17 protein-coding genes, 1 tRNA gene and 1 pseudogene are annotated in these 20,465 nt (G+C 70.8%); 10 read left to right on the top strand and 9 right to left on the bottom strand.

Translation table 11 applies throughout. The features are described 5' to 3' along the window. The first annotated feature begins 417 nt into the window (after positions 1–417). Positions 418–1,977, top strand: coding sequence for a M4 family metallopeptidase (locus ACFY0T_RS45135; protein WP_388884368.1), 1,560 nt, complete (start codon positions 418–420; stop codon positions 1,975–1,977). A gap of 45 nt (positions 1,978–2,022) precedes the next feature. Here ACFY0T_RS45135 and ACFY0T_RS45130 read toward each other — a convergent pair whose 3' ends face one another. Further along, a complete protein-coding gene (locus ACFY0T_RS45130) occupies positions 2,023–3,438 on the bottom strand; it encodes a M1 family metallopeptidase (protein WP_388884367.1) in 1,416 nt (471 codons plus the stop codon). 81 nt (positions 3,439–3,519) lie between these two features. Between ACFY0T_RS45130 and ACFY0T_RS45125 the strand changes: the two genes are divergently transcribed. Then, a complete protein-coding gene (locus tag ACFY0T_RS45125; RefSeq protein ID WP_388884366.1) occupies positions 3,520–4,020 on the top strand; it encodes a hypothetical protein in 501 nt (166 codons plus the stop codon). On the opposite strand, the gene ACFY0T_RS45120 is transcribed toward ACFY0T_RS45125, so the two are convergent. Together ACFY0T_RS45120 and ACFY0T_RS45115 are read right to left on the bottom strand one after the other, a co-directional pair. Next, positions 4,017–4,676 (bottom strand): hypothetical protein, encoded by a 660-nt coding sequence (locus tag ACFY0T_RS45120; protein WP_388884365.1) that lies wholly within the window; start codon positions 4,674–4,676, stop codon positions 4,017–4,019. The two genes, ACFY0T_RS45125 and ACFY0T_RS45120, sit on opposite strands and share 4 nt — an antisense overlap. A 4-nt stretch (positions 4,677–4,680) precedes the next feature. Further along, positions 4,681–5,403: a pentapeptide repeat-containing protein gene (locus ACFY0T_RS45115; RefSeq protein WP_388884364.1), complete on the bottom strand. Its 723-nt coding sequence runs from the start codon at positions 5,401–5,403 to the stop codon at positions 4,681–4,683. Between the two features lie 156 nt (positions 5,404–5,559). Between ACFY0T_RS45115 and ACFY0T_RS45110 the strand changes: the two genes are divergently transcribed. The 3 genes and pseudogenes from ACFY0T_RS45110 to ACFY0T_RS45100 form a co-directional block, all read left to right on the top strand. Beyond that, positions 5,560–6,726 carry an FAD-dependent oxidoreductase gene (locus ACFY0T_RS45110; protein ID WP_388884363.1) on the top strand — a complete coding sequence of 389 codons (1,167 nt, stop codon included), beginning with the start codon at positions 5,560–5,562 and terminating at the stop codon, positions 6,724–6,726. A 39-nt stretch (positions 6,727–6,765) separates the two neighbouring features. Next, the gene (locus ACFY0T_RS45105) at positions 6,766–7,746 is read left to right on the top strand and encodes a zinc-binding dehydrogenase (RefSeq protein WP_388884362.1); all 981 of its coding nucleotides are present in this window, start codon (positions 6,766–6,768) and stop codon (positions 7,744–7,746) included. Between the two features lie 33 nt (positions 7,747–7,779). Beyond that, positions 7,780–8,169, top strand: a pseudogene (locus ACFY0T_RS45100) (MFS transporter); the annotation flags it as partial. Between the two features lie 70 nt (positions 8,170–8,239). Here the strand turns inward: ACFY0T_RS45100 and ACFY0T_RS45095 are convergent. From ACFY0T_RS45095 to ACFY0T_RS45085, 3 genes are all read right to left on the bottom strand, one after another. Beyond that, entirely contained in the window at positions 8,240–10,873 is a 2,634-nt protein-coding gene (locus ACFY0T_RS45095; protein WP_388884361.1) for a glycosyl hydrolase, read from the bottom strand. 129 nt (positions 10,874–11,002) lie between these two features. After that, positions 11,003–12,400 carry an NAD(P)/FAD-dependent oxidoreductase gene (locus ACFY0T_RS45090; protein ID WP_388884360.1) on the bottom strand — a complete coding sequence of 466 codons (1,398 nt, stop codon included), beginning with the start codon at positions 12,398–12,400 and terminating at the stop codon, positions 11,003–11,005. A gap of 10 nt (positions 12,401–12,410) precedes the next feature. After that, positions 12,411–13,064: a rhomboid-like protein gene (locus ACFY0T_RS45085; protein ID WP_388884359.1), complete on the bottom strand. Its 654-nt coding sequence runs from the start codon at positions 13,062–13,064 to the stop codon at positions 12,411–12,413. Here ACFY0T_RS45085 and ACFY0T_RS45080 point away from each other — a divergent pair. After that, complete coding sequence (locus ACFY0T_RS45080) at positions 13,063–13,986, top strand: aminoglycoside phosphotransferase family protein (RefSeq protein WP_388884358.1); 924 nt, start codon at positions 13,063–13,065, stop codon at positions 13,984–13,986. The genes ACFY0T_RS45085 and ACFY0T_RS45080 overlap by 2 nt on opposite strands. A 9-nt stretch (positions 13,987–13,995) precedes the next feature. Next, entirely contained in the window at positions 13,996–14,487 is a 492-nt protein-coding gene (locus ACFY0T_RS45075; protein ID WP_388884357.1) for a GNAT family N-acetyltransferase, read from the top strand. 5 nt (positions 14,488–14,492) lie between these two features. On the opposite strand, the gene ACFY0T_RS45070 is transcribed toward ACFY0T_RS45075, so the two are convergent. Then, positions 14,493–14,569, bottom strand: a tRNA-Thr gene (locus tag ACFY0T_RS45070). A gap of 234 nt (positions 14,570–14,803) precedes the next feature. On the opposite strand from ACFY0T_RS45070, the gene ACFY0T_RS45065 reads away from it, so the two are divergent. From ACFY0T_RS45065 to ACFY0T_RS45055, 3 genes are all read left to right on the top strand, one after another. Next, a complete protein-coding gene (locus ACFY0T_RS45065; protein WP_388884356.1) occupies positions 14,804–15,940 on the top strand; it encodes an ABC transporter ATP-binding protein in 1,137 nt (378 codons plus the stop codon). 227 nt (positions 15,941–16,167) lie between these two features. Next, the gene (locus tag ACFY0T_RS45060) at positions 16,168–16,626 is read left to right on the top strand and encodes a hypothetical protein (RefSeq protein WP_388884355.1); all 459 of its coding nucleotides are present in this window, start codon (positions 16,168–16,170) and stop codon (positions 16,624–16,626) included. 121 nt (positions 16,627–16,747) lie between these two features. After that, positions 16,748–17,479 carry an NDP-sugar synthase gene (locus tag ACFY0T_RS45055; protein ID WP_388884354.1) on the top strand — a complete coding sequence of 244 codons (732 nt, stop codon included), beginning with the start codon at positions 16,748–16,750 and terminating at the stop codon, positions 17,477–17,479. A gap of 79 nt (positions 17,480–17,558) precedes the next feature. Here ACFY0T_RS45055 and ACFY0T_RS45050 read toward each other — a convergent pair whose 3' ends face one another. Continuing rightward, positions 17,559–19,253, bottom strand: a complete 1,695-nt coding sequence (locus tag ACFY0T_RS45050; protein WP_388884353.1) for a DoxX family membrane protein — start codon at positions 19,251–19,253, stop codon at positions 17,559–17,561. Between the two features lie 246 nt (positions 19,254–19,499). Next, a complete protein-coding gene (rlmB, locus tag ACFY0T_RS45045) occupies positions 19,500–20,441 on the bottom strand; it encodes a 23S rRNA (guanosine(2251)-2'-O)-methyltransferase RlmB (protein ID WP_388884352.1) in 942 nt (313 codons plus the stop codon). Positions 20,442–20,465: the final 24 nt, after the last annotated feature.

Below are 20,465 nucleotides of genomic sequence, written 5' to 3'. Positions count from 1 at the left end.
ACCTGGACACTCGCACCGACTGGCACATAGCACCGAAGGGCCGGCCCGGCCTGCAGCCGGACAGCCCCTCAGCAAGATCTTCATGAGCCTTCTAGGGGCTTCTTAGCCGTACGCCGTCGTACGCCCGCACGGAAACCCCAACTGCCTGCGGACACCTCCCCATAGCACCCCCAAAGGTCCGCATACCGAACACCCCACCCCACCTTCCGGATACAAACACGTAAAACCTTGACTGCCCTCTGTCAAAGAAACCCCACAGATGTCACTCTCTCCCCCATGCCACCCCCCTCACGGCACGTGACGTCCCGTCACACCCCGACGGACGCCACACCTCTTCAAGGAGACCGAGTGAGACACCAGTCCCGCGCCTCCCGCAAGACCGCCTTCCGCGCCGCCGCCCTCGCCGCGTCGGCCGCGATGGTCGTGCTCGCCGTGCAGAACGGATCCGCCACCGCGGCCGGAACGCAGGCTCCCCAGGGCGCGGCCCCCGTCGCCCTGAGCGCGTCCGCCCGCGCCGCCGCCCTCAAGTCGGCCCAGGCGGACGCCGGTTCGACCGCTGAGAAGCTCGGGCTCGGCGCCCAGGAGCAGCTCGTCGTCCGGGACGTGGTGAAGGACGCGAACGGGACCGTCCACACCCGCTACGAGCGGACGTACGCCGGACTCCCCGTCCTCGGCGGCGACCTCGTCACGCACACCACGAAGAGCGGAACGCTCAAGAGCGTCAGCAAGGCCACGAAGGCCCGCATATCCGTGGCGTCCACCGACGCCAAGATTTCCGCGGCCACCGCGAAGAAGTCGGCCCTCAGCGCCGCCGGTTCGCAGAAGAGCGCCTCCGCGACCACGCGCAGGGTCGTCTGGGCCGGGGGCAGCACGCCCGTCCTCGCGTACGAGTCCGTCGTCAAGGGTCTGCAACACGACGGCACGCCCAGTGAGCTGCATGTCATCACCGACGCCGCCACCGGCAAGAAGCTGTACGACTACGAGGCGATCGACACCGGCACGGGCGCCAGCGAGTACAGCGGCACCGTCACCCTCGGCACCACCGCCTCATCCTCCGGCGGCTACGACCTGACCGACGGCGGCCGCGGCGGCCACAAGACGTACGACCTGAACGGCGGTACGTCCGGCACGGGCACCCTCTTCCACGACGCGGACGACAGCTGGGGCGACGGCACGCCCGCGAACCGCCAGACCGCGGCCGTCGACGCCGCCTACGGTGCCGCCGTGACCTGGGACTTCTACAAGAACGAGCTGAGCCGCAACGGTATCCGGGGCGACGGCCAGGCCGCCTACTCCCGCGTCCACTACGGCAACGCCTACGTCAACGCCTTCTGGTCCGACAGCTGCTTCTGCATGACGTACGGCGACGGGTCGGGCAACGCCCACCCGCTCACCTCGCTCGACGTGGCCGGGCACGAGATGAGCCACGGCCTGACCGCCGCCACGGCCGGGCTGAAGTACAGCCGCGAATCCGGCGGCCTCAACGAAGCGACCTCCGACATATTCGGCACCTCGGTCGAGTTCTTCGCCAACAACTCCTCCGACGTCGGCGACTACCTCATCGGCGAGAAGATCGACATCAACGGCGACGGCACCCCGCTGCGCTACATGGACAAGCCCAGCAAGGACGGCGGCTCCGCCGACTACTGGTCCCGCAGCGTCGGCCGCCTCGACGTGCACTACTCCTCGGGCGTCGCCAACCACTTCTTCTACCTGCTGAGCGAGGGCAGCGGCGCGAAGACGATCAACGGCGTCAGCTACAACTCCCCGACGTACAACGGCTCCACGGTCACCGGCATCGGCCGCACCAAGGCCTACCAGATCTGGTACAAGGCCCTGACCACGTACTTCACCTCCTCGACGGACTACGCCGCCGCCCGCGTCGCCACCCTCCAGGCGGCGAGCGACCTGTACGGCGCGAGCAGCGCGGAGTACGCGGCGGTGGCCTCGGCCTGGACCGCGGTCAACGTGAACTAGCGGAGGCGGAAGGGGAGTCGGGCCACCCTGCCCGCACGGGTCGGGTCACGGGTGGTCCGGCTTCCCCTCCCCGTACAGCCAGTCGTCCCAGATCTCGCTGAAGTCCTTGTCCGGCGCCATCTTCTCGACGTACGCCGTGAAGTCGTCGGTGTCCGCGTTGCCGTGGCGGTGGGCGGCGGCCCAGCCCTGGATGATGTCGTAGAACCTGTCGTCGCCGACGGTCTGCCGGATCTTGTGGAGGACCATCGCGCCGCGATCGTAGACGGGGCTGTCGGAGATCTGCGCGGCGCTGGAGAGCTTGGCGGGCGGGAAGGCCCAGATCGCCTCGTTGTCGTCGGGGTTCTCGTAGTAGTCGCCCTTGTAGAGGGAGTGGAAGATCTTGTCGGCCGTGTCGCCGTCGTGGTCCTCCTGCCACAGCCACTCCGCGTAGGTGGCGAAGCCCTCGTTGAGCCACATGTCCCGCCAGGACTTGGGGGTGACGGAGTCGCCGTACCACTCGTGGGCCAGTTCGTGGACGAGGAGCTCGGTGTCGGGGGCGCCGGGGAAGACCGGGCGGGACTGGGTCTCCAGGGCGTAGTCCGCGTCTTCCGAGCGGTCGATGACCGCGCCGGTGGAGGAGAAGGGATACGGGCCGAAGTTGTACTCCGCCCACTCCATGATGTCGGGGATGCGCGCGAGCACCTTCGTGCCGGCCTCAGCCTGCGTCGGGTCGACGGCCGCGTACACGGGCAGACCGTTCTTCGTCGTCGAGCGGGTGATGTGGTACTCGCCGATCGCGAGCGTCGCCACGTAGCTCGCCATCGGTTCGGCCGTGTGCCAGGCGAAGGTCGTACGGCCCTTTGCGGTCGTCTCGCTCGTCAACTCGCCGTTGGAGACGGCTTGCAGACGCTCGGGCACAGTGATCTTGATGTCGTACGACGCCTTGTCGGAGGGGTGGTGGTTGCCCGGGAACCACGCCATCGAGCCGGTGGGTTCGCCGAGGGCGAGGGCGCCGTCGGCCGTGCGCAGCCAGCCCTCCTTCGAGCTGTCCGGGTCGGTGAGCGTCTCGGGGCTGCCGGAGTAGCGGACCACCGCACGGAACGTCTCCCCCTTGTCGAGGTCGTCGTGCGGGCGCACGGTCAGCTCCTGGCCCGCGCGGTTCCAGCGGGCGACCTTGCCCTCGACGGTGACGCCGGCGACGTCGAGCCCCTTGAGGTCGAGGTTGAACGCGCTGAGGTTCTGGGTGGCGCGTGCCGTGATCGCGGCCGTCCCCTTGAGGCGCTTGCTCTGCGGGTCGTAGGAGAGTGTCAGGCCGTAGTGGGTGACGTCATAGCCGCCGTTGCCCATCTTCGGGAAGTACGGGTCGCGGACGCCGGAGGCGCCGGGCTTGCCGTGCACCCCGCCTCCACTGCACGCGGTGAGGGCGACCGCGATGGCCAGGGCAAAGGGGATGGCGGCGGAAGATCGGGAGGATCGGGACACACCCTTGATCCTACGAGGGCATGACACCGTCGCCACACGGTCGGCGGGAACCGCTCACCCGGCCGTGACACCATCACGTACGTGCTCGACATCGGCTACGCCCTCTCCAACCGCTTCCCCGACCCTCCGCAGACCGACTACCGCCGCGCGGACGTCCACGCGCTGCGGCATGACCTGTTCTGCGGTGACGTCTACCTCGCGGACACCAAGACGGACCGGGAGCTGTCCACAGCCTGGGGATGGGTGCCGGTGCTCGACTTCGCATGGGCGCTGTGCGACATCGTGGAGCAGCTCGACCAGGACCCGCACGGCAGCCGGGCCTCCCGGCCGCAGCACGCGGAGCTGGACTTCACCGAGTCGACCGACCGGATGCTCTTCGAGCGCCGCTTCGGGTGGGTGGACATCGAGGCCGACTGGATGCCGGGCGACGAGGAGCCGCTGACCTTCTCCCACTCCGAACTCCGCCGCGAGGCCCGCGACTTCCTGCACGACCTGATCGCCGACCTCACCGACCTGCACGACGACCTCGCCGAAAACCCAGCCATCTGGACCCTCCAGGCCCGCTTTCCCCGGGTGTCCTAGGGTCGGGCCGCTCCACCCAGGACGACCAGTTCATCCGCCGCCGTCTCGTACGGCAGCTCGCCCGAGGACAGGTAGCCGAACCCGGTGCTCAGCCGGGGTGCGTTCAGGCCCAACGTCGCCATCACGTCATAGTGCTGGTCGTTGGCGAAGACGTACCGGCCGTCCTCTCCGTCCTCCGGGTCCAGGGGTATGACGCGGAGGACGGACTCCAGCGCCGCACGGTCCACGGGGCCGGCGGCCAGGGGCAGGAAGGCCTCGGGGTCGACGCCGACGGGGTCGGGCCACGTCGGGTTGTCGAAGAAGTCGTCGGTGGCCACCGGCTCCCCGTCCTCGTCGGTCTCCCCCTCGTCGAAGTAGCCGGGGTACGAGTCGTAGTGGTGCCTGAGCTCCCCGTCCTCGTACACGGACATCAGGAGTACGTCCGAGTCGAAGACGTACATGCCCAGCGCCGGCGCGCCGAGCAGTCGGCTCAGCGGTCCCGCCAGGTCGGGTGCCCCGGTCTCCGGGTCCGGGTAGATCACCGTATGCCGCGGCCCGACGGGCAGCGCGTACCCGGGTATCCCCTCGTCCCCGGCCCCCGAGGCTGCCCCGCCCAGCAGTGGCACGACCTCCTCGCAGGCCCGCGCCACCAGCACGTTCCCGTAGAACGAGCCCATCCCGTCAGTCCTCCCCCGTCGCGTCGTCGACCCGAAGCCCCATTTCCGCCGCCAACACTGGTGCCAGGTCCAGCAACTGCGTCGTGCTGATCACCGCCCCCGCCAACCGATCCACCCCCCGCGCGATGTCCAGCTCCGCCGCCCCGCGCAGGTCCACGTCCGTGAGCGTCGCCCCGGTGAGGTCCGCGGTCTTCAGGACGCAGTCCGTGAACCGCACGCGCTCCAGGTGGGCGCCACCGAAGTCCGGCTCGACGAGGACGCAGCCCTCGAAGACGACGTCCTTGAGGCGGGCCTTGCGGAGGTTCAGGTAGTCGATCTTGCCGCCGCGGATCAGGACGCGCTCCAGGACGGAGCCGTGCAGCTGCACGCCGCCGAGGCGGGCGTCGACCAGCTCGACGTCGCGCAGGGTGGACTCGGCGAGATCGGTGCCCACGCCCCGTATGCCCGTGAGGACCGAGTCCAGCACGCGCGCGTGGTGCAGCCGCGTCTCGTCCAGCGCGCAGCCCGTCAGCGCGCAGTCCATGAAGCGGGCGCCCCCGCCGTCCTGACCGGCGAAGTCCACCTCCCGGAACTCCAGCCCGTCGTAGTCCCCGTCCGGCTCCAACTCCCCGCCGCCGTACGGCTCCAGCGCCGGCAGCCGCACCTCCGGCCGCCGCGCCGCCTTCACCCCGGTCCCGGACGCCTTCGCACCCGAGCCGCCGCTCCCACCCGTCGCTCTCCTCGCCATGCCCCCATACTGCCCGCCGCCACTGACAATCCCCCTGACCTGCGAAGACGCCACCCATGTCACATTTCGGGGCCCTCGATCAGTCGTACACAGAGAAAGGCGGCACCCGCCCAAGGCAACCGAGGTAACCGAGGCAACCAGAAGGAGACCCCAGCCATGCGCCACATCACCGTCATCGGCGGCGGCTTCGCCGGACTCACCGCGGCCATCACCGCCGCCGAGGCGGGCGCCAAGGTCACCGTGTACGAGGCCCATCACACCCTCGGCGGGCGAGCACGGACCGCCGAGGGCCCGTACCGGACGAACGAAGGCCCGCACGCCCTCTACAGCGGCGGCCCGCACTGGACCTGGCTCAAACAGCGGGACCTGATCGGGCCGCTCGCCCCGATCCCGCCCCTGGAAGCGGCCCGCCTCAAGCTCCACCACAAGGGCGCCCTGCGCCGCACCCCGCCCTTCGCGATGCTCAAGCTGTTGCGCCGCACCTCCCAACAGGCACCCGTGGACGTCGACTTCATGACGTGGGCGACCGAGCGAGCCGGGGAGGAAGGCGCGCGGGCCGCCGCGCACTACTCCGCCGTCGCCCTCTTCCACCACGACCCCGGTTCGCTGTCCGCCGCGTTCGTGCAGGAACGGCTGCGCCGCGCCACGAAGCTGCCCCTGGAGGCGCACTACCCGATGGGCGGATGGGCGAGCGTCATCGACCGGATGGCCGCCCGGGCATGGAATCTCGGCGTACGCATGGAGACCCTGGCCCGCGTGGACGCCCTCCCCGTCGACCGGGGTCCCGTCGTCGTCGCCACCTCCCTGGCCTCCGCCCGCCACCTCCTCAAGGACGACTCGCTGACCTGGACCGGCGGCCGTACCGCCCTCATCGACCTGGCCGTGCGCACCCGCCGCGGCGACGCGTTCGCCGTCTCCGACCTGGACGCGCCCGGCTGGCTCGAACGGTTCACCGCGCAGGACCGCACCCTCGCCCCGGCCGGGGAGCAGCTCGTCCAGGGCCAGATCCCGATCGCCCCGCACGAGTCCAAGGACGACGGAATCGCCCGTGCCGAGCACCTGCTCGACCTGGCCTTCGAGGGCTGGCGCGAGCGCGTCACCTGGCGGCGCGAGGCCGTCGCGACCGGCCGCACCGGGGCGGTCGACCTGCCCGGCACCAGCTGGCGGGACCGGCCCCGCGTCGACCGGGGCGACGGTGTCTACCTGGCGGGCGACCAGGTCGCCGCGCCCGGCGTGCTCTCGGAGGTCTCCTTCAACAGCGCGCTCGAAGCGGTCGCCCTGGCCCTCAGGATCCGGGAACGCCTTGACCTCAAGCATGCTTGAGGTTGAAGAGTGGGCCTCCTACGAACGAGGGAGCCCACCATGCACGCCATCCGCCTGCACGCCTTCGGCCCGGCCGAGAACCTCACCTACGAGAAGGCCGAGGATCCCGAGCCAGGCCCCGGCCAGCTCCGTATCGCCGTGGCCGCGGCAGGCGTCCATCTGCTGGACGCGGCCCTGCGCGAGGGCATGCAGGGCCCGGCCCCCGCGCCCACACCGCTGCCGACGATCCCCGGCCGCGAGGTCGCCGGAACCGTCGAGGCCCTCGGCGAGGGCGTCGCGGGCCTCTGGCTCGGCAAGCGCGTCGTCGCCCACCTCGGCTTCGCACCCGGGGGCTATGCCGAACTGGCCGTCACCGATGTCGACCGCGTCCACGAGATCCCCGAGAACCTGGACTTCGCCCAGGCCGTCGCCATGATCGGAACGGGGCGTACGGCCATGGGGATCCTGCAGTTCGCCGAGCTCGGCCCCGATTCCGTGGCCGTCGTCCCCGCCGCCGCGGGGGGCATCGGCACCCTCCTTGTGCAGTACGCGAAGCACGCGGGCGCCACCGTGATCGGCCTCGCGGGCGGCCCGGAGAAGGTGGCCCGGGTGCGCGAGAACGGCGCCGATCCGGCCGTCGACTACAAGGACCCCAGCTGGCCGGAGCAGGTCCGTGGCCACCTGGGCTCCCGCACGGCGACGGTCGTCTTCGACGGCGTCGGCGGCGACGTCGCCCGCGCGGCCGTCGCCCTTCTCGGCCCCGGCGGCAAGCACCTCGTCTTCGGCTGGTCCGGCGAGGGCATCCAGGGCGGGGAGCCACTGATCGTCGACGGCGTGACGGAGCAGGTGCTCGGCCCGGTGATGCTGGGAAAGACGGGCGGCGCCAACCCCGTACGGACCCTTGAGCTGCGCGCCCTCGCCGAGGCGGCCGCCGGTCGCCTCACCCCGGCCGTGACGCGCTTCCCGCTCGCCGAGGCCGCCGCCGCCCACCGGGCCCTGGAATCGCGGGGCACGATCGGAAAGGTGGTGCTGGAGCCGTGACCAGGAGCCCGAGGAGCGCGCCTCCCGGGCCGGCTGCTGCCCGGCCTGATCCTGATGGGCCTCGGCATGGGTCTGACCTTCATGCCGGTCTTCGCCGCCGCCACCGCCGGGGTGGCCCCGCAGCACGCGGGCGTGACCTCCGCGACCGTCAACACCTCGCAGCAGGTGGGCGGTTCGATCGGCACGGCCCTGCTGAACACCATCGCCACCACCAGCGGCACGGCGTACATCGCCGCCCACCTCCACGACCCTGCCCAGAAGGCCCTGATCACGAAGGAGGGCATCGTCCACGGCAACACCGTCGCCATCTGGTGTGCCGTCGGCATCATGCTCCTGGCCGGCCTGGTCGCGGGCCTGATGGTCACGGCGACGGCCCCGAAGCACGCGCCTGCGGGGGCGCCGGTGCCCGAGTCGGTGGCGTGACAGCGCCCCGGCCACAGGAGAGGCCGGGGCGCCGCTCGTTCAGGGCAATTGAGGTCCCCTCAGGCCCGGATCAGCGCAGTCGCCGTACATCGATCGCCCAGATCCCCCGCCCGTGCGTGGCCGCGTACAGCCGCCCGTCGGGCCCGGTCCGCAGCTGGAGTACGGCCGTGGTCGGCAGGTTGTCCCCCGCGACCTTCCAGCCGGACGACCGGGACGTGCGCACCAGCACACCGAGGTCCGTGCCGACCGCGACGACCCCGCCCTTGAGCAGGACCACCGAGTTGGCGGGCACGTCCGGAAGGTTCCCGGAGACGTCCTTCCAGGTCACGCCGCCGTCCGTCGTCTCGAACAGGTGGCCTACGCCCGCGCCGGGTCCCTCGGTCCACTTGCGCGAGAAGCCGTTGACGGCGAGCAGGACGTGATCGGAGTTGGCCGGGTCGATGGCGAGGCCGGACAGATAGCGGTTGGGCACGGTCCCGTCGACCGGCAGGGTCAGCTGGTGCCAGCCCGTGCCGTCCGCGTTGCCGACCGCGATCCCCCGCGTGAAGCCCTGGTTGTTGCAGGGCCCGCACCAGGCCGCGTACACCTTGCCGCCTGAGGAGGCGACGGCCGTGGCGGTGTGGCCCTGACCGAGGTCGTACGCGCCGAACCACTCCCCGCCGCTGCGGATCGCGTACCCATGGGTGTTGATCCAGACGTGCCGGCCGCCCGCGACCCAGGTGTTCTTGTCCTTGATGTCGGCGTTCAGCGGGGCGATGAAGCGGGCCTCGCCTGTGGCATTGTCGGGCGGCGCAACGGAGTAGGACGTGACCTTGGTCGGATCGGTGATCCAACTGCCGTCGTTCACCGCGCAGTTGTTGGTGACCGAGACGGCCAGGTACACGTACTCCGCCGCGATGTTGCACCCGTTGTCCGGGTCCACGATCGTATCGCCGCCGTCGCCCCCGAAGTTGGAGCCCATCACCCGGTCGCCGGGCCGCAGGATCGACTGGCCGTTGTCCTGGAGGCCGCCGCTGACGGCGAGACCGCGGGAGTCGGCCCCCACGCCCACCGAGTAGTACTGCAGGCCGTCCATCGTGCCGTCGTTCAGGGACGTCCAGTCGGTGGCGTGCCCCGAAGCGTCGGCACTTCCCTTGACGGGCCGCCGGTAGACACCACCGTCGTCGCCCACGACCACATAGGGCGCGCCCCCATTGCTCCCGATCGCGACCGAGTGCTGGTCGGGGTGGGTGGTCGCCGGGCAGTCGCCGCTCTGCTTCGCCGGGTCGATGGACCAGCAGGCGAAGCCGAAGTTCCAGTACGGCCCGGGGACGCTCCAGCTCGCCCCGCCGTTCTTGGTCTCGAAGACCTCCTCCAGGCCCGCGTACACATGGTCGGGGTCCTTCGGATCGACGGTGAGAAACTGGTCGTACCAGGCCTGGATTCCCGGCTGGTACCCCTCACCGGTGAGCGCGGAGCCCGAGTCCCGCAGCTGCTCGTAGCTCGCGATCCGCGTCCAGGGCCCGGTCGGGGAACCGGACTTGGAGACGAAGATGCCTTCCAGCCCGCTGTCCGGGTTCTCGGCCGTCATCTCCGGCGACTGGTCGATGGCGTAGTACCGCGACCCGTCCGCACTGCGCGCGAAGGTCACATTGCCGACGTCCTCGCTGTTGGTCGGCAGATCCCCCAGACCGGTCAGCCGCTCCCAGCCCCGACTCCCCTTCGCATAGAAGCCGTTGTACGTGTCGCCGCCGCGCCAGCCGACGGCCAGCACGACCTTGCGCGGGTCCTTCGGATCGATGGCGATGTCGCTCGTGATGTTCTTGTACGCGGCCGACGGGTCGGACGCCTTCGAACCACCCGGCAGATAGTCGGGGTTGGGCGCGAACTCCAGCTTCCAGGCGCCCTTCAGCGACCTGGTCGAGTGGCTCCACACGCCGCGCGTGGTCGCCGCCCACACCTTGTCGCCGGCGAACCGCAACGCGTTGATGGACGTGGACTCCAGCTCGTCCCCGCCCACCCGGTCACGCGGGCCGAAGCTGCCCTTGCGCGGGTCGTCGAGGACGTAGACCCCCGTCCCGAGGAAGGAGGTCGCGCTGGTGTTGGCCTCGCCGGTCGCGTACCAGAGGCGGCCGCGCGGGTCGAGTTGCAGATCGCCGGTGGACAGGGCGGGCAGCCGGTCGGAGATGTTCTTCCAGTGGCCGCCCCCACGGCTCGACCGGAAGACACCGCCGTTGGCGGCGCCGGCGTACACATACCCGTGGCTGTCGGCCGCGATCCCGGTCACCCGTCCGGTGACCTTGCCCGCGCCCCCACTGGAGTTGGAGTTGATGTCGCGATAGCGCGGGTCGTCGGCGTCGTAGGGCAGCCGGGTCACATCACTCCAACTGCCGTCCGTGTGCGGCAGATCGGAGAGCTCGTCGTACGCCGCCCCGTAGGCGCCCGGCGCCACGATCCCCGGCGAGGTCCGCGCCTCCGCGTACTGGTCGGCCTGCTCGGCTATGTTCCCCGACTCGTCCTCGTCCTCGTCCCCCGGTTCCTCCGCGAAAGCGGACAGGCCCTTCTGCTGGTTCAGAAGGGCCTGTTGCCGCAGTGCTCGAACACCGAAGGGGTCGGTGTCACCGCCGGATGCCGCCTGGGCCTGTGTAACTGTCAGGCCCAGAGCGGCGCTTGCGGCGAAGACCGCCCACACCCGTCTCCTTCTTCGGAAGCCATTGGCTGCCATGAAAGTGTCCTCCCCTGAGGAAGCCGTGGCGTACATGACACAAGCTGCCAACCAGCTTCAGGGGAAGCGGAGTTATGAGAGAGCTGTGAGACGGCAATCAGGCCGTAAAACCTGGCTCGTCGACGACGGTCAGTGGCGCCCGGCCACCCGGTCCGCCACTCGCGCCAGTCGCGACGACTGGGCGCTGTGCGTGGTCAGTTCGCGGCGGTCCGCCGTGCGGTAGGTGGCGTACATCCCGTGCACACCGATCCATCGGAAGGGCTCCGGCTCCCACTTGCGGACCTTGTGGTTGACCCACGGAAGCCCGGTCAGGTCGGTCGCGCCCGCCTGTCCGGAGTCCTGCTGGACGAGGTCCCGCAGCGTGCGCGCGGCGAGGTTGGTGGTGGCGACGCCGGAGCCGACGTAACCGCCCGCCCAGCCGAGGCCCGTCGAGCGGTCCAGGGTCACCGTGGCGCACCAGTCGCGCGGGACGCCGAGGACACCCGACCAGGCGTGCGCCACCTCCACCCCCGCCAGCGACGGGAAGAAGCGGACGAGGATCTCGTGCAGCGCCTCGATGGTCGCCTGCTGCGTACGGCCGTCGTTGTCGGTGCGCGAGCCGAAGCGGTACGGGACTCCGCGGCCGCCGAGCGCGATCCGGTCGTCGGCGGTGCGCTGCGCGTACATGTAGGCGTGCGCCATGTCGCCGAGCGTCTCCCGCCCCTCCCAGCCGATGCTCTCCCACTGTTCCGCCGACAGCGGCTCCGTCGCGATCATCGAGGAGTTCATGGGCAGCCAGGTGCGCTTCTGGCCCTTGAGACTCGCGGTGAAACCCTCCGTGCAGCGCAGCACGTACGGCGCGCGGACGGTGCCGTACGGCGTCACCGCGTGCTTCGGCCGGATCTCCGTCACCGGCGTCTGCTCGTGGATGGTGACGCCGAGCGCCTCGACGGCCGCCGCGAGCCCCTTCACCAGCTTCACCGGGTGCAGCCGCGCCCCGTGCGGGGTCCACGTCGAGCCCACCGCGTCCGCGACCCGGATCCGCTCGGCGGTCTCCTTCGCGCCGTACAGCTCCCGATCCTTCTCGCCGTACGACAGCTCATGCGCGTGGAAGGCCTTGAGACGCGCCAACTGGGCCGGGGTGTAGGCGACTTCAAGGACGCCACCCTGGTGGATGTCCGCCTCGATGCCCTCCTCGGCGGCGACCCGCACCACCTCGTCCACCGTCTCGTTCATCGCCTGCTGGAGGCGGACCGCCGCCTCGTGGCCGTGCAGCTTCGCGTACCGGTCGCGGCCCGCGATGCCGTTGTAGAGCCAGCCGCCGTTGCGCCCCGAGGCCCCGTAACCGCAGAACTTCTGCTCCAGGACGGTGATGCGGAGGAAGGGGGCCGCCTTCTTCAGGTAGTACGCGGTCCACAGTCCCGTGTAGCCGCCGCCGACGATGACGACGTCGGCGGACGCGTCACCGGGCAGGGGCTCGCGCACCTGAGGAAGACCGTCGTCCGCGTACCAGAAGGAGATGCCGCCATTGACCGTACTGCTGCTCATGGCCGGGACGTTAACCCCTGGGAGCGGCCACTGTCTCCTTCGGATTCCCTGCTTTTCCCCGGCCGCTGACCAGCGGATAGCAGGCCAGACCGAGGAGTACGGAGGTGAAATGTCCGAGATCGGTGAAGGTGCGGCCGGTCGCGAGCGGCACCCCGTACACGGCGAGCACGACCGCCAGGTACGGATACCGCCAAGGCGCCGCGATCCGGTACGTGAGCACCGCGATCACCCCCGCCAGCGCGTAACTCACGCCGATGTCCAGCGTGTTGACCGCCGAGTGCGGCGCCACCCCGTGCCGGACGGCCAGCAGCAGCGCCCCCTCACTGATCAGCGTGCCCAGCACATGCGCGGCCACGCACACCAGCAACCAGCGCGCGGTGCCCAGCCAGCGCTCGGCCGGCGCGTGGAAGACGCTGTACAGGACGGCGTACGGCGGCCAGTGCCCGCTGTCGATCCACATGGCGCTGGCGATCAGCACCCGCACCGGGTCGTTCGACAGCTCGTAGATGTTCGTCGAGCGCTGCCGCAGGAACTGTGCCTCGAACTCCGGCGACATCTGGTGCACGGCCACCGTGGTGACGAAGAGGATCGCCAGCCAGACGTACGTACCGGGGGCGCCGCGCACGTACGTCCACACCCTGTGGAAGCCCCGGTCAATTCGCATGCGCCGATTCCCTCACGCCCGTAGTGTCCCGCGGGTGATTGACATTCCGGACGAGCTGGCGGCGTCGCAGGAGAAGTTCAACGGGGAGGCGGGGCGCGCCTTCATCGCGGACCTGCCGCGCCGGGCCGCCGACTTCCTCGACCGGTGGGACCTGACCCTCGACGGACCCTCGATGTACGGCATGTGCGCGCTGGTGCTTCCCGTGGTGCGGGCCGACGGGAGCCGGGCCGTACTGAAGCTGCAGTCCCTGGACGAGGAGAGTGCCGGAGAGCCGCTCGCCCTGAGGGTGTGGGGCGGCGACGGGGCCGTACGACTCCTGGCGTACGACGACGGCACGGGCACCCTGCTGCTGGAACGGCTGGACGCCGCCCGCATGCTGACCTACCTGCCGGACTCGCGCGAGGCCGCGCTGGTGATCGCACGGCTGCTGGCCCGGTTGACGGCGACAACGGCGCCGCAGGGCCTGCGCCGGCTCGGCGACATCTCGGCGGCGATGCTGGAACGGGTCCCGCGGGCACTGCGCCGCATCCCGGACCCGGCGGACCGCCGACTGATCGCGGACTGCGCGGCGGCGGTGCGCGAGGTGGCCGCCGAGCCCGGCGACCGCCTCCTGCACTGGGACCTCCACTACGACAACGTCCTCGCCGCCGACCGCGAGCCCTGGCTCGCCATCGACCCGAAACCCCTGGCGGGCGATCCCGGCTTCGAACTCTTCCCCGCCCTCGACAACCGCTTCGACCCCGACGAGATCTGTTGGCGCTTCGAGGCGATGACGGACGTCCTCGGACTGGACCGGGAGCGGGCGAAGGCCTGGACCCTGGCCCGCGTCCTGCAGAACTCCCTCTGGGAGACCGAGGGCGGCCGCCCACTGGTACCGGACCACCTGGAAATCGCGAGGCGCCTGCGCGACCACCGAAGCTAGCCTCGCCCCATGATTCGCACCGCGACCCCCGCCGACATCCCTGTCATCCACGCCCTGATCCGCGAACTGGCCGAGTACGAGAAAGCCCCGGACGAGGCGAGGGCCACCCCGGAGCAGCTGCGCGAGGCGCTCTTCGGCACACACCCGGCGGCGTACGCGCACATAGCCGTGGACGACACGACGGACGAGCCGGTCGGCTTCGCGCTGTGGTTCCTGAACTTCTCCACCTGGCGCGGCGTCCACGGCATCTACCTGGAGGACCTGTACGTACGCCCCGAGGCCCGCGGCGCCGGCCACGGCAAGGCACTGCTGACGGAGCTGGCGCGGATCTGCGCAGAGCGCGGATACGAGCGCCTGGAGTGGTCCGTCCTGAACTGGAACCGCTCCTCGATCGACTTCTACGAGGCGCTGGGCGCCCGCCCGCAGGACGAGTGGACGGTGTACCGGCTGACGGACGGGGCGCTGCGGGCCCTGGGCGACGGGCGCCGACCGGGTTCCTGAGCTGGTGGAGCCCCCTGTCGGATTCGAACCGACGACCTTCGCTTTACAAGAGCGGCGCTCTGACCAGCTGAGCTAAGGAGGCCTGCGCGCGTGGTGTGCGTGCCCGTGCAGTGTACCCGCGTCACACCGGGCCCCTGTCGAAAATTTCCGCGAACTTCACTGGTCTCGGAGTACTGACAGAACACGTGAACGCCAGGTAGCGTCCTGAACCAGTTCACTCTCGTGGACTACACCACTATGGTCGGTTCCATAGTGGATCACCACCTTTACAACGGATCGTCCGGCACGTTCCTGCCGGTGAAGGGGGCCCATCACCATGGCCACTGTCTCGTTCGACAAGGCGACCCGGATCTACCCGGGTTCCGAGAAGCCCGCCGTCGATGCCCTGGAGATCGACATCGAGGACGGCGAGTTCCTCGTCCTCGTCGGTCCCTCCGGCTGCGGCAAGTCCACCTCGCTCCGCATGCTCGCGGGGCTCGAGGACGTGAACGCCGGCGCGATCCGCATCGGTGACCGCGACGTCACGCACCTGCCGCCCAAGGACCGGGACATCGCCATGGTGTTCCAGAACTACGCGCTCTACCCGCACATGACGGTCGCCGACAACATGGGCTTCGCGCTCAAGATCGCCGGTGTCCCGAAGGCCGAGATCCGCCAGAAGGTCGAGGACGCGGCGAAGATCCTCGACCTCACCGAGTACCTCGGCCGCAAGCCGAAGGCCCTCTCCGGCGGCCAGCGCCAGCGTGTCGCCATGGGCCGCGCCATCGTGCGTGAGCCCCAGGTCTTCCTCATGGACGAGCCGCTGTCGAACCTCGACGCCAAGCTCCGCGTCTCCACCCGTACGCAGATCGCGTCGCTGCAGCGCCGCCTCGGCATCACCACGGTGTACGTCACCCACGACCAGGTCGAGGCCATGACCATGGGCGACCGCGTGGCCGTACTCAAGGACGGTCTGCTCCAGCAGGTCGACTCGCCGCGCAACATGTACGACCGCCCGGCGAACCTCTTCGTCGCCGGCTTCATCGGCTCCCCCGCCATGAACCTGGTCGAGGTCCCGATCACCGACGGCGGCGTGAAGTTCGGCAACAGCGTCGTCCCGGTCAACCGCGAGGCACTCAAGGCCGCCGCCGACAAGGGCGACCGCACGGTCACCGTCGGTGTCCGCCCGGAGCACTTCGACATCGTCGAGCACAACGGCGACGCCGCGAAGAGCCTCTCCAAGGACACCGAGGACGCCCCGGCCGGCCTCGCCGTCTCGGTGAACGTCGTCGAGGAGCTCGGCGCCGACGGCTACGTCTACGGCACCGCCAAGGTCGGCGACGACCACAAGGACCTCGTCGTCCGCGTCAGCGGCCGCGCGGTCCCGGAGAAGGGCGCCACGCTGCACGTCGTGCCGCGTCCGGGCGAGACCCACGTGTTCTCGACCTCGACGGGCGAGCGCCTCTCCGACTGAGGCGAGCCGAATGGGTTTGACACCCCGTAGGGGTTGAATTCACCCAAGTTGACGAAGAGGGCCCCGCAGCCTGCTGCGGGGCCCTCTTCGCTGTCGACAAATACCCCGGCAGACCGGGCATTTCGATATCTGTGCGTCAACGCACTACCCAAAAAACGTCACTTCCTCATCCCCCGAACCGGTGACTAAATGTCGCCAAATCATCACCCCGCGCTACCCTCACTCGCGTGAAGCACTCCACCACTAACCAACGGACCCGGCGTGGCCGTGGCCCCGCCCGCCGGATCGGCCGCACCCTCGCCCTCGTTCTGCCTGTCGTCCTGGTGCTCTCCGGGACCCTCGCGGTCACCCGAGTCAACTGGTCGGGGAATCCCTCGAACTCGGTGCTCACCGCGTCCGAAGCCATCTCGTCAGACGTCTCCGGCCCAGCCGTCGCCCGTGCCCCGCAGGACGTCCTGCGGGACAAGCTGCTGCTGGAGCTCCAGGAGAAGAACCCGGGCGTCGCGCTCACCCACCTCCAGGAGGCGGTGAACGGCCGCCCGTCGCTCGCGAAGCACTGCGTCGCCATCGCCCGCGCCCTGGGCCGCGCCGCGGTCCGCGCGTACGGCCCCGTGCGCGCCCAGTCCTTCGCCCGGCCCGTCTGCGACACGTCGTTCGCCTCGGGGGTCGCGGCCACGCATCTCTGACACCGGGCCCGCTCCCGATCCCGGCCTGCCACAACGGCCCCTTCCGGTCCGTCAGGTAACGGCTGATTAAGGATCGGTTGCCGCCAGAAGCCGCGAGCGGGGCGCGACGTACAGTTCGGTCATGACCGATCCGAACGCCGCGTCGCGCCCCGTTCAAGCCGTTGTCCTGGCCGGCGGCCAGGGCTCCCGGCTGCGCCCCTACACCGACGACCGGCCCAAGCCGATGGTCGAGATCCCCGGCACCGGGACACCGATCATCGGGCACCAGCTGACCTGGCTCGCCGAAGAGGGCGTGACCGACGTCGTCGTCTCCTGCGGCCACCTCGCCGAGGTCCTCCAGAAGTGGCTGGAGTCGGCCGACCTCCCCGTCAACGTCACGACGGTCGTCGAGACGGAGCCCCTCGGCCGCGGCGGCGGCCTCAAGTACGCCGCCGCGCACCTCCCGCACCCCGACCAGCCGTGGTACGCGACGAACGGCGACATCTGGACCCGCTTCTCGCTGCGCGACATGGCGGACTTCCACACCGAGCGCGACGCGGCCGCGACCCTCGCCCTCGCCCGCCCCCGCATCCCGTGGGGCGCCGTCAAGACGGACGGCTTCGGACGCGTGACGGACTTCATCGAGTCCCCGCCGACCACGTACGAGATCAACGCGGGCGTCTACGTCTTCTCCGCCGAGTTCGCCTCCATGCTCCCGGAGCGCGGTGACCACGAGCGCACCACGTTCCCGCGCCTGGCCCGCGAACGCCGCCTGGCCGGCTTCCCGATCCCCCAGGGCGCGTACTGGCGCGCCATCGACACGGCCAAGGACCTGCGGGAGGCCGCGAAGGAGCTGGCGGCGCTGGGGCGCTGAGAGCCTTTTTCAGGCGTACGACGAGGGGGCCCCGCACGATTGTTGTGCGGGGCCCCCTCGTCGTACCGCCCGAGGGGAGCTACCCCAGGAGCCCGCCCACGAGCCCGCCCGAGCCGCCTGAGCCACCTGAACCGCCGGAGCCGCTGCCGCCGCTCGGGCTGCCGGTGGAGCCACCGGAGCTGGTGCCGCCGGCGCCCGTGCCGCCGCTGGACGTCGGGCCCGCGCTGGTGCTCGGGGCCTGGTTCACCGGAGAGGACTGCTGCGGCGGGGCCTGGCCGCTGCCCGCCGTCTGGCTGGGCCCGCTGCTGACCGTGCCGGTCTCGCCGACCGCGCCCGGCGTGGTGGCCGCGCCCGACGGGGACGAGGAGCTGCCCTGGGTGGGCGCCTCGGAGGCCGACGGGGTGGCCTTGTGGTGCCGCTTGCCGGGCGTCTCGGGGAGCGGGGAGCCGGGCAGTTCGTTGCGCGGGGCCTCGCCGGGACCCGGGACGACGACCCGGTCGGCGTCGCGGACGGCGCCGCCGAGGAGCGAGCCGATGAGCAGCGTGAGGCCGATGGCGACGGTGGAGACGAGCGCGCCACGGCGCAGCACGCGCAGCCGCAGTTCCCAGATCTCGGCGCGCGGGCCGAGCGAGCGCCAGGCCCCGCTGGCGAGACGCCCGTCCACGGAGTAGACGGGGGCGCCCGCGATGATCAGCGGGGACCAGGCGGCGAGGTAGATGATGTCCGGCGCGTCGTACGCGGGCACCGTCTTCCAGCTGACGGTGACGATGAGCGCGGCCGACAGCATCGCGCCGACGACGGCGGCGACCCGCTGCCACAGCCCGAGCACCGTGAGGACGCCCACGATGACCTGGAAGAAGGCGATGACGAGCCCGGCGCCGACGGGGTGCTGGAGCGCGAACTGCCGCAGCGGCTCGGCGACTTCCCAGGGATGCAGCGTATTGAGCCACTTCACCATGGAGCCGCGCTTGCCGCCGTCGAAGTAGACGGGGTCGCAGAGCTTGCCCATGCCGGCGTAGATGGAGATGAACCCGAGGAAGACGCGCAGCGGAAGCAGCACGACTCCGAGGTTCATCCGGCGGCCGGGGTAGTAGGCGTGCCGGACCGGGTCGGCTCCGTGCCGCCTGCCCCCCGCCGCGCCGCCCTCGCCGATCTCGCCGTCCTCGAAGGCCTCCTCCTCGAAGACCTCCTCCTCGAACTCCCCGCCCGCGTACCGCGGTTCGTCGTACGCGCTGCCCACGCTGCGCATGTGCGGAAGCAGGCGGGGCTCGCCCGAGTGGTGGGGAGTGCGCTGGCTGCCGACGAGGGGCGTCTCGATCGTCTCGACGGTCAGATCGCCGTCGTAGTCACGGTGTTCGTCGATGCGCGGGATGACCTGGGTCGCGCCGGCGTCGCCCGCCGGGTCGGGAGAGCCGTGGCGCAGGCTCGTGCTCCGCACGGCCTGCAGCAGCCGGTGGGCGCCCGTGTCGTCCGGCGCGGACTTCCCGCTCCAGACGACGGGGGCCCGGCGGCGGGCCCCGACGGCCGCGCCCGCTCTGCCCGCCGTACCGACGACGGGGATCCGCGCGGTGTCGTAGGTGGAGCTCAAGTGCCGCGCGATACGCGGCGATTGGTTCCGCGGCGCAGCGCCCAGCTGCACGCGGAAGCTCGCATGATTGACGATGACCTGCGCCGGATCGCTCGGCACCTTCACCATGCTCAGCGCGGGAGCGTCGTCGAATCCCGACGAGCGGTCCCCCGTGGGTGTGCGGGGTGTTCTGGTGTCCACACTCATCTAACCGAGTGACGTGTGATTAGGACACTGCTTTGACCACGCCGATCTGTCCGGACCGCGTCAAGGTGATCGTAGCTGCGGGCAATCGTGCCGCTGGGGCGATGGGGGTCCCCTGTTCGAGCGAAGCCGAGAACTTGGGGGAGGGCGGGCACTGGGGGTACCCCCTGCTCGAAGAGCTTGGGGGAGGCACCCCGTAAGCGCCGGGTTGCGCAGCCCGCCCCCGCCCAGCCCACCCGCCGGGCGCCCTCAGGCCCGGCGCCGCGCCGCCTCGTACAGCACAACTCCCGCCGCCACACCGGCGTTCAGCGACTCCGCACCACCCGGCATCGGAATCCGCACCCGGAAGTCACAGGTCTCACCGACGAGCCGCGACAGCCCCTTGCCCTCGCTGCCCACGACGATGACCACGGGCCCGCCGAGGGCCTCCAGCTCGCCGAGTTCGACCTCCCCGTCCGCCGCGAGGCCGACGACCATGAGGCCCGCCTTCTTGTACGCCTCAAGGGCTCGCGTGAGGTTGGAGGCCCGGGCGACTGGCGTACGCGCCGCGGTACCGGCGGACGTCTTCCAGGCACCGGCGGTCATGCCGGCCGCGCGCCGCTCGGGCACGACGACGCCGTGCCCGCCGAAGGCGGAGACGGACCGGACGACGGCACCCAGGTTCCGGGGGTCCGTGACACCGTCGAGGGCGACGATCAGCGGGTCCTGACCCTCGTCGTACGCGGCGGCGGCGAGGTCCTCGGGGTGCGCGTACTCGTACGGCGGGACCTGGAGGACGAGACCCTGGTGGTTGAGCCCGTTGGTCATGCGGTCGAGCTCGGGGCGCGGCGCCTCCATGAGGTGGATGCCGCCGCGCTCACCCGCGAGCTGAAGGGCTTCCCGCACCCGCTCGTCGTTGTCGATGAACTGCTGGACGTAGAGCGTGACGGCGGGCACGCCCTCGCGCAGCGCCTCGACGACGGGGTTGCGCCCGACGACCATCTCGGACGTGCCCTTGCCGCCCCGGCCGCGCGGCGCGGGCCGGCGCTGCGCCTGCTTGGCCTTGGCGGTGGCGAGGCGGTTCTTCTTGTGTCCCTTGCGCATCTCGGCGGGCGGGGTCGGACCCTTGCCCTCCAGGCCCCGGCGTCGCTGGCCGCCACTGCCGACCTGCGCGCCCTTCTTGCCGGACATGCGGCGGTTGTTAGCGGCCATGACCTACCCGTCTGTAAGCGTGCG

It is taken from the genome of Streptomyces sp. NPDC001530 (assembly GCF_042894545.1).
In the GTDB taxonomy this organism is placed as follows: Bacteria; Actinomycetota; Actinomycetes; order Streptomycetales; family Streptomycetaceae; genus Streptomyces.
The sequence above is the reverse complement of the archived record's forward strand: the minus strand, read 5'-3'. Positions and strand labels throughout refer to the sequence as shown.

Excerpts from the sequence above, each read along its gene's own strand:
- rlmB (WP_388884352.1), bottom strand. The coding sequence starts at position 20,441 with ATGGCCGCTAACAACCGCCGCATGTCCGGCAAGAAGGGCGCGCAGGTC.
- ACFY0T_RS45135 (WP_388884368.1), top strand. The coding sequence starts at position 418 with ATGGTCGTGCTCGCCGTGCAGAACGGATCCGCCACCGCGGCCGGAACG.
- ACFY0T_RS45095 (WP_388884361.1), bottom strand. The coding sequence starts at position 10,873 with ATGGCAGCCAATGGCTTCCGAAGAAGGAGACGGGTGTGGGCGGTCTTC.
- ACFY0T_RS45065 (WP_388884356.1), top strand. The coding sequence starts at position 14,804 with ATGGCCACTGTCTCGTTCGACAAGGCGACCCGGATCTACCCGGGTTCC.
- ACFY0T_RS45050 (WP_388884353.1), bottom strand. The coding sequence starts at position 19,253 with ATGAGTGTGGACACCAGAACACCCCGCACACCCACGGGGGACCGCTCG.
- ACFY0T_RS45120 (WP_388884365.1), bottom strand. The coding sequence starts at position 4,676 with ATGGGCTCGTTCTACGGGAACGTGCTGGTGGCGCGGGCCTGCGAGGAG.
- ACFY0T_RS45110 (WP_388884363.1), top strand. The coding sequence starts at position 5,560 with ATGCGCCACATCACCGTCATCGGCGGCGGCTTCGCCGGACTCACCGCG.
- ACFY0T_RS45055 (WP_388884354.1), top strand. The coding sequence starts at position 16,748 with ATGACCGATCCGAACGCCGCGTCGCGCCCCGTTCAAGCCGTTGTCCTG.
- ACFY0T_RS45080 (WP_388884358.1), top strand. The coding sequence starts at position 13,063 with ATGCGCCGATTCCCTCACGCCCGTAGTGTCCCGCGGGTGATTGACATT.
- ACFY0T_RS45115 (WP_388884364.1), bottom strand. The coding sequence starts at position 5,403 with ATGGCGAGGAGAGCGACGGGTGGGAGCGGCGGCTCGGGTGCGAAGGCG.
- ACFY0T_RS45085 (WP_388884359.1), bottom strand. The coding sequence starts at position 13,064 with ATGCGAATTGACCGGGGCTTCCACAGGGTGTGGACGTACGTGCGCGGC.
- ACFY0T_RS45105 (WP_388884362.1), top strand. The coding sequence starts at position 6,766 with ATGCACGCCATCCGCCTGCACGCCTTCGGCCCGGCCGAGAACCTCACC.
- ACFY0T_RS45090 (WP_388884360.1), bottom strand. The coding sequence starts at position 12,400 with ATGAGCAGCAGTACGGTCAATGGCGGCATCTCCTTCTGGTACGCGGAC.
- ACFY0T_RS45075 (WP_388884357.1), top strand. The coding sequence starts at position 13,996 with ATGATTCGCACCGCGACCCCCGCCGACATCCCTGTCATCCACGCCCTG.